At 59.6% G+C, this 245-nt stretch carries 1 protein-coding gene; it reads right to left on the bottom strand.

The window, feature by feature from the left end; translation table 11 throughout:
• The coding region (locus EOD29_RS34180) for a cobalamin-dependent protein (RefSeq protein ID WP_164764061.1) at window positions 1–245 on the bottom strand (245 nt) is incomplete at both ends.

The raw sequence follows: 245 nt of genomic DNA, 5'->3' as shown, positions 1-245 counted from the left end.
TGGATTTTCACCGCTGTATGCACGCGGCTGGTTGTGGCACCGCCGATCAGGAGCGGGATTTCGAAGCCTTGCCGCTCCATTTCGGCCGCAACATGCACCATCTCGTCGAGCGACGGAGTGATCAGCCCGGAAAGGCCGATGACATCGACCTTCTCGGCGATGGCCGTTTCCAAGATCTTCGTTGCCGGCACCATGACGCCGAGATCGACGATTTCGTAATTGTTGCAGGCGAGCACGACGCCGAC

The organism is Mesorhizobium sp. M1A.T.Ca.IN.004.03.1.1 (assembly GCF_003997555.1).
GTDB lineage: Bacteria > Pseudomonadota > Alphaproteobacteria > Rhizobiales > Rhizobiaceae > Mesorhizobium.
The sequence above is the reverse complement of the archived record's forward strand: the minus strand, read 5'-3'. Positions and strand labels throughout refer to the sequence as shown.